The 8,064-nt window shown below is 43.9% G+C and carries 7 protein-coding genes; all 7 read right to left on the bottom strand.

Going from position 1 to position 8,064, the window contains the following annotated elements:
• Positions 1 to 512 precede the first annotated feature (512 nt).
• On the bottom strand, positions 513 to 2,237 hold the full coding sequence (locus tag UQ64_RS02065; protein WP_060621887.1) for a LysM peptidoglycan-binding domain-containing protein: 1,725 nt from the start codon (positions 2,235 to 2,237) through the stop codon (positions 513 to 515).
• 282 nt (positions 2,238 to 2,519) lie between these two features.
• Complete coding sequence (gene ilvE, locus UQ64_RS02060; protein WP_060621886.1) at positions 2,520 to 3,401, bottom strand: branched-chain-amino-acid transaminase; 882 nt, start codon at positions 3,399 to 3,401, stop codon at positions 2,520 to 2,522.
• A gap of 3 nt (positions 3,402 to 3,404) precedes the next feature.
• Positions 3,405 to 4,292 (bottom strand): prephenate dehydratase, encoded by an 888-nt coding sequence (gene pheA / locus UQ64_RS02055; protein WP_060621885.1) that lies wholly within the window; start codon positions 4,290 to 4,292, stop codon positions 3,405 to 3,407.
• A complete protein-coding gene (gene thrB, locus UQ64_RS02050; RefSeq protein ID WP_060621884.1) occupies positions 4,289 to 5,269 on the bottom strand; it encodes a homoserine kinase in 981 nt (326 codons plus the stop codon). The genes pheA and thrB overlap by 4 nt, the downstream gene beginning before the upstream one ends.
• Positions 5,270 to 5,328: 59 nt before the next feature.
• Complete coding sequence (locus tag UQ64_RS02045; RefSeq protein WP_060621883.1) at positions 5,329 to 6,615, bottom strand: homoserine dehydrogenase; 1,287 nt, start codon at positions 6,613 to 6,615, stop codon at positions 5,329 to 5,331.
• A gap of 36 nt (positions 6,616 to 6,651) precedes the next feature.
• Positions 6,652 to 7,089 (bottom strand): ACT domain-containing protein, encoded by a 438-nt coding sequence (locus UQ64_RS02040; protein ID WP_060621882.1) that lies wholly within the window; start codon positions 7,087 to 7,089, stop codon positions 6,652 to 6,654.
• A gap of 158 nt (positions 7,090 to 7,247) precedes the next feature.
• Positions 7,248 to 8,057: a hypothetical protein gene (locus tag UQ64_RS02035; protein ID WP_060621881.1), complete on the bottom strand. Its 810-nt coding sequence runs from the start codon at positions 8,055 to 8,057 to the stop codon at positions 7,248 to 7,250.
• Positions 8,058 to 8,064: the final 7 nt, after the last annotated feature.

Raw genomic sequence — 8,064 nt, 5'->3', positions numbered from 1 at the left:
GAGCCAGGATCAAACTCTCCAATTAGTATTGAAAAGAGCGATATGCTCATTTTGAAACATCTGACGAGAAAATTAATTCTCACGATGAAATTTCAAAATCGTAAAATACGCTGTGAAACTCATCTATTTTGGATTTCACTCTCGTGATTTCCCACTCACTCGTTGTTCAGTTTTCAAAGATCAAGTTCTCGTTGATGCCGTTTAATGTCTCAGCAGCAACTCTTATAATATATCATGTATTCCGATGAATTGCAACACTTTTTTTTCAAAGTATTTTGTAATTTCATACGGATTTACATTCACCAACCGAAAGTTTATATCTCCTCTTTGCGACTGGATTTATAATATAACATATAACCCACTCTAAAAACAACCCCTAAATTTAAAAAAATCAAAAATATACACTTTCACCACATTACTATGCTGATTCATATATTCTCATAAAAAACGTGTAGATTCTAATAATCAGAATCTACACGTTAAAGAGGGATTGAAGTTAATTTAGAACTGTATTAATTAGAAATCCACGGATTTCTACGTTTCTTAGAGCTCTCTGTACGACCACCTGCACCTGCACCTGCACTTGAACGTTGAGATTTCACATCTGTTTTGTTTTTCTTATTACTGTTTTGACTCGATGTCTTTGCTTTGGATGCCGTTTCCTTCGTCGCACTTCCCTTACTCTTGAGAGAAGCATCAGAAGTAGATTCCTCATTCACTGTTCTAGCAACTTCAGTAGCATCCAGTACAAACGTTTCAGGCTCTTGAATTTCAGGCACCCGATTATGCTGCGAATAATTACCTATACCCGGATACTGCGGATTAGACGGAATACTCGACATTATCGGCCCACCAAAAGCTCCAAGTGGAGAAGCTGGAACTATTCCCTGATTAGGTGCTCCTGCTCCATAAGCGGAGAATGCATTTGGGTTTCCATAAGCAGGATAGGTATTATATACAGGCATTTCATATGAATAAGGCTGAACATGCATTCCTCCACATCCACAAGTTGGCCAAGGAAGGTTCGATGACATCTCATACGCCGGGTTCATACCTGAAACATTTGCCTCCATATTGTTATATGCAGCATTTGGATTCCATTGTTCTGGGCTCATATTAGGCCAAGTATTTGGATTCCATTGCTCTGGACTCATATTAGGCCAAGCGTTTGGATTCCATTGCTCTGGGCTCATATTAGGCCAAGCGTTTGGATTCCATTGCTCTGGACTCATATTAGGCCAAGCGTTTGGATTCCATTGCTCTGGACTCACGTTAGGTGCGGCATTTGGGCTCCATTGGTCTGGACTCATATTAGGTGAATACATATTTTCTGAAAAATAGTATGGCGACATGCACTCTGGCCCAAAAGCCGTCGGCTGAACATAACTCGGTGCCCAATTCATATTCATATTAGGGCTATTCTGATAAGAGTCATATAGATAAGGATTCCCTCCTAAGCCCGGATACCCGGTATTGTCACAAGCATCTGCCTTTTCCTCTTTGCAACCCACTGGCTTCATCTCAGGTTTTGCAGCCTCATGATGTGCCACGGGCTCTTGATTTGGAACTGTAATCTGAACAAATAAGCTCTGCATTTCAATAGGTACTATTTCTTGTACTGGAGCAACTTCCATTTGCATATTCGGTGCAGGATTCGGCGCATTGATCGGCGCTATATTTACCGATGGATGTGGTGCTGAATTGGATTCAGGTGCGATTTTTGGCGATGCTTTAGGTACAGGTTTAGTTTCTGCTTTTGCCTCTGGTTTGGTTTCTGGTTTAGGTGCAGGAACTACCTCAGCTGCTGGCTGTTCTTTAGGACCCGTATATTCCTTCCCACCCACTTGTGTTTTCTCAGAAGCATTAGAAGGCATGTAGCCTGGCTGAACTGGTGAAGAGTTTGATGTCTTTTTAGGAATATTCACTACTTCCCCTAACACCAATACATTCGGGTTCTTTAGCTGGGGGTTTGCTTCAACCATATCCTTTAAAGGGATTCCCCACGCCTTAGATAATTTCCATAAGGTATCTCCCTGTTTGACTGTATGCTTGTAGTAAACTTCACTGTTGTCCGGTACGGATACTGGAGCCGTAGGTATTTTTACTTTTTCACCAAGTGCCAAAACATTCGGATTACTGATCTGTGGATTAGCTTCAATAATTTTTTGTAACGGCACTCCGTACTTTTGCGATAATGCATACAGACTATCGCCTTGTTTGACAATGTGTATTTTCACGTAGCATTAACCTCCTAAAAGTTTTGTGGAGTATTGCTTTCTTACAGCTACACTGCAAAACTGGCTTTGAAAGCAAACCCCCTTTGGATGGAACATTGCTCTCTTACAAAGTTATATGCGGTACAGCCGCCTCCTTCGTTACTACATCTTATGCAGCCCATGGGCGAATGACATCCCTGAAATAAAAAAAATCCTTTCATGTATCATGAAAGGATTTACTGGTGCCTATTTAACACTCCTTACACGACTATCGTGTAAAAGAGTTCATTGTATAATTAACTGTTATTCCCAAACCTTATAGCCATCTTTGTCAACTACATTACGGAATTCTTCAAGAAGCTTCAAAGTAATAGGACCTGCATGTCCTTCTCCGATGATGCGTCCGTCAATTTCACGCGCTGCAATAACTTCAGCGGCTGTTCCAGTGAAGAATACCTCGTCCGCTATGTAAACATCATGCATGGTGAACGGTTCTTCTTTCAGTTTAAGACCTAATTTCTCACATAACTCGATGATCGCCAGACGTGTAATTCCTTCAAGCGCGCCCAAATAGCAAGGCGGAGTGAAGACCACGCCATTTTTGATGATGAAAATATTATCGCCAGATCCCTCAGTAACATAACCTTGAGCATTCATCATAATCGCTTCATCAGCTTCTGCCAGATTGGATTGAATTTTCACCAGGATATTGTTGAGATAGTTAAGCGATTTAATTTTCGGATTCAGTGCATCCGGAATATTACGACGCTGGGATACAGAAACAGCACGAAGCCCATTAATGTACGCTTGTTCTGGGTAAATAGCCAGTTGTTCAACGATAATGATTACGCTGGCTTTAGGACAACGACGTGGATCAAGACCCAAATTACCAGGACCACGGGATACGATCAGTCGAATATAACCGTTACGCATGTCGTTGAGGCGAATCGTTTCAGCCATAGCTTCCAGCATCTCGTCATAAGTGAGCGGAATGTCCAGCATGATCGACTTCGCCGAATCATATAGTCTGTCCAAATGCTCTTTACATTTAAAAATATTGCCGTTGTAGATACGAATACCTTCAAATATGCCGTCTCCATACAAAAAACCGTGATCAAAAACGGATACCTTTGCATTTTCCTTAGTTACGTGTTGTCCATCCAGATAGATCCATTGTTCAGCCATGATTTACTGCACCTCCGCTTTCTCTTCCTCATAGGTGTATGTGGGATACGAGCCCAGAATCCGAACCTGACAGCCTAAGGCGCTAATCTCTTCAATAGCTCCTGGCAGCAGGACTGATTCTATCGGTTCCAGCACATCAATATAAAAATAATAAGTACCCAACTTCTTTTTCGTTGGTCGTGATTCAATACGCGATAAATTTAGCTTCCGCCAAGAAAAGGCAGCGAGGACCTGGTGCAAAGCACCTGGAAAATCCTCCGGCAGCGTAACTAAGACACTCGTCTTTACACCATTGCTGCACCGTGGAAGATCTACCTTCTGCGGACCGACAAGGACAAATCGCGTGTAGTTGTTGTTGTGATCTGTAACTTTCCGGTCTACAATCTCCAGCCCATGAGTTGCTGCACCAAGAGCAGTACCAATCGCAGCCCAGCCCTTGCCAGGATTGTTCTTAACGATTTCAACAGCTTCAGAGGTGCTTCCGACCGACTCCAGTTCAGCCCAAGGTGCATGCTTCCGAACAAATTGCATGCATTGTGCCATTGCAACAGGATGCGAAAGGATTTTTTTCATTTTAGTGAAATCCTTATTGCCGATCGTATCTCTGAACTCCAGCGGGTGACCGATGAGATTCTGTATCGATGGAAAGATCCATTCAGCCTGCATAGGAAGGTCGACTTCATTAATGAGCCAATCAATATGGAGACTAACTGAGCCTTCAATAGTATTCTCAATCGGGATAACGCTGTAATCAGTGGTGCCACTGTCCGTAGAGAGAAAGACATCGGAAATTAACTTGTGATGCACAATTTTTACAGGCTCACCGTTAAACAAATGCAGCAGCGCTTCGTGAGATACCGAGCCCTGCGGCAATACCGCTATTGATTTCATGACCGTACTTCTCCTTTTATCATATCCAAAAATGATACGTTTTGCATCTCGTTTCTTTCAAGCAGCTCTGATGTAACACCTGAAGTACAAGGCATCAGCCAGCAAGTCTGAGCAGAGATGCCGTGTTCTTGCATCGTATTTATCAGAAAAGCCTCAAGCTCTCGCTTACGAGACTCATGGCGATCAACTAAACACAGTAAGGTAGGACCGGCACCGCTAAGTGCGATTCCTAAAGCACCCTGTTTAGGCGCTTCCGCGAGCAACTTCTCCATGCCTGGAATAAGTGCTGCACGATAGGGCTGATGTAGACGATCCTGCATCGCTCTACTGATCAGGTCAAGCCGACCTGAAGCAAACGAGGCCGTCATTAAAGAGGTTCTGCTGATGTTGTACACAGCATCACTAACTGATATTTCTGTTGGAAGCACTCCCCGTGCTTTTGTGGTTTCCAGCTCGAATTCAGGAATAACCACGAGAACCTCAAGGTCTTGTGGTGGTTCAAGGCGAACATAATCCGCATGATCACCATCCCACACTGCGGTAATGATGCCACCAAACAAGGAAGCTCCTACATTGTCGGGATGTTTCTCAAGCTGGGTAGCCATATCAAACAGCTTGGCATCATCGAGCGGAGAGCCGATCATCGTATTTGCTGCGACCATGCCCCCAATGATGGCCGAGGCACTGCTGCCGAGCCCACGCGTAAGCGGAATCTCAGAGTACATCGAAATAGATATTTCAGGCACCGTAACGCCTGCTTCCGCAAATACCATTTGAGCGACCTGATAGAGTAAATTACTCTTATCCTGAGCCACTCCCTTCATCTCGTCACCATATAGATGAAAAACAGTCTCCTCTGCTTCCTCCATCTCGATCCAGGCATATAACGGCAAAGCCATGCCAAGAGTATCGAAGCCCGGACCAAGATTGGCAGTACTAGCAGGTACTTTAACCCTTGCTACTCCATAAGTACTCATAACAGGTGCAATCTCCTTACTCATTGTTTGAATATAGAAAGTATACTCTAGCTTAAGTTCTAACCTTCCACACGATAATGGCTCTTGATTCGGTGGATGACTTTCAGTTCATTAAAGTGGCGCAGCACTTTGTTCATACTTGCTTTGCTGGCGTTATGGGTAACAATAATAATCTCTGCGTCAGGATTATTGGGATTGGCTTGCTGAACTACCGAATCAAGACTCACGTCATACTCGGCAAACACCTGAGTAATCTTGGCCAATACGCCCGCCTTATCATCAACGTGCAACAGTAGGAAGTTTTTATAAAAGATATCCTCATCACTCTTCAGCTTCTTCTGCTTATAAGGTACTTTTTGCTTCAATCCATTAACACCCAGCTTGAGGTTCTTAATAATGGCTACCAAGTCAGCTACTATCGAAGTCGCTGTTGGCATTGCACCCGCGCCCGCACCATAGAACATCGTCTCTCCTACTGCTTCACCGTATACATATACTGCATTGAAGACACCATTTACGGATGCAAGCGGATGACTTGTTCGAATCAAAGTCGGTTGAACACTGATACTGAATTCCTCATCCTGACGTTCAGCGATACCCAGCAGCTTGATTTCATATCCGAGACGCTTCGCAAAAGCAATATCGGCTTTACTCACTTCTGAAATCCCGCTCACACTGACATCATGTAGCTCCACGTTAGTACGGAAGCCTAAGGTTCCGAGGATCGCCATTTTGCGGGCAGCATCCAGGCCCTCTACATCGGAAGTCGGATCGGCCTCTGCATATCCCAGATCCTGCGCTTCTTTTAACACATCATTATAGGAGGCGCCTTCTTGACTCATTTTGGTTAGTATGTAATTAGTTGTTCCATTCACAATACCTATAATCTTCATGATCTTGTCTGAAGAAAAGCCTTCGATAAGCGTCCGAATAATCGGAATACCACCTGCAACACTAGCCTCATAAAAGACATCACATTGCTTCTCTTGCGCCTTAGCCAGAATCTCTGAGCCATGCAGCGCCATCAAATCCTTGTTCGCAGTTACGACATGCTTACCGCGATCCAAAGCTTCAAGTATATATTCCTTTGTCCCATCGATACCACCCATCACTTCAACGATTACATCAATCTCAGGATCACGAATAACTTCCCATGGATCTGTTGTTATTTTGGCAGGATCGACCTCAATATCACGTGGCTTATTGGAATTATTCACCGCTATGCGCTCAATGAGTATTGGAGAGCCTACTTGACTGCTCAAATCCTCTTGATTTCCTTCCACGATACGAACTACACCTGTACCAACTGTTCCCAGACCCAGCAATCCTACTTTAACCGGCTTCATCTGTATCCTCCTAAAAGTTTTACGTTTATAATTTCTCTATCCCTGTCCAACGATTAGGGCCCGCTTCACTCCCGGAATATCCTTTAGACTATCAAGCATCTCTCCGAGCTCCTCATTCAAATGTGAGATTTCCACGGAGATCACCACATTCGCACGTCCCTGCAGCGGGATACTCTGGTGAATCGTTAGCACGTTAGCCCCATGCCCCGCCACAGATCCTAGAACCTTAGAGAGCATCCCCGATTCATGTTCCAAATCCATGGAGATCGTAACAATCCGCTCACGTTCGAGCTGATGGATCAGGTGAATGCCATCCTTGTATTTATAAAAAGCACTTCGGCTTAATCCTACCTGTTCTACACCTTCATGTACGGTCTTCGCATCCCCGGCCTCAAGCAATTGTTTGACCTGCATAGTCTTAAGTACGGCATCAGGTAATATGTCCTCACGGACCAAATAATAGCGTTCTTTCACGAACGTCCTCACCTCAAAGACTTTTGTGTTTTCTTAGTGGACATTATATCGGAAAAAGCTTATAAAATGCAATAACTTTATATGTATACTCTGAAGTCGGGGAATTAGGTGCAACAAAACCCCCGGATTCCCGGGGGTAGTAGGCAATCGTATGTACACTAGTTGTATGATATCGTCGTCCCGCAATAGTCACAGATCTTGTCCTGACCCGGCAACACCCTATTCTTAGCTCCGCAGCCAGTGCAGCCTATAGATTTGGGTAGTTGTGTTGGAGGTCTGTGCTTGCTCCTAAGGGGTGTTTGCTCCCAAGTTGTCTGCTGTCCAGAGGGACGTCTGCTCTGTGATCCTGGGGAGTGCTGTGTCCGGTCAGGATATCCAAGATTCGACGGTTGTTTATCTAGAAGCTTGACGCGTCCTTCATAATAAACAATATCCGGTGCAAGCAGCCCCCAGTCTATTAAATATTGCAGGTCTCTACGTACATCGGCTTCACTTTCCTTAACTTTATCAGCTATATTCCCAATATGCCTGACATCATCCACTGTAATTAGCTTGAGGTAACTTTTACAGAGAAACTCAAATCGCCCATATACTAAGGTAGAATGCCAAGAGAAACTACGGGCTGGAAGCACGAAGATCACATAAAGAACGAGCAGGATAATCAACAAAATAAACCACTTAAAATCACCTTTATACGTCATCACAGCAAACAGGGCAGCAAGCTCCATAAAAGCTCCCATGCACACATGATACATCAGCTTAAAGTTAATTGATTTTCGCTCATTTTTGTAATGTGTTGTCGCAAATCGGATCATTGTCAATATGAATCCAAGGGGTGCAAACAAATAAGCAATACATATAATTAGCCTATCAAATATCGTCCGGTCGCGCTTGACTCGGTATTGATGGTCATTCTCTGGTGCACGGACTAGCTGCGGCCCCTCCGATTGTATTTTCAATCTGCTCATCTAAGTT

This window comes from Paenibacillus etheri (assembly GCF_001012825.1).
In the GTDB taxonomy this organism is placed as follows: Bacteria; Bacillota; Bacilli; order Paenibacillales; family Paenibacillaceae; genus Paenibacillus_AQ; species Paenibacillus_AQ etheri.
This window is presented reverse-complemented; position numbering and strand designations above follow the sequence as displayed.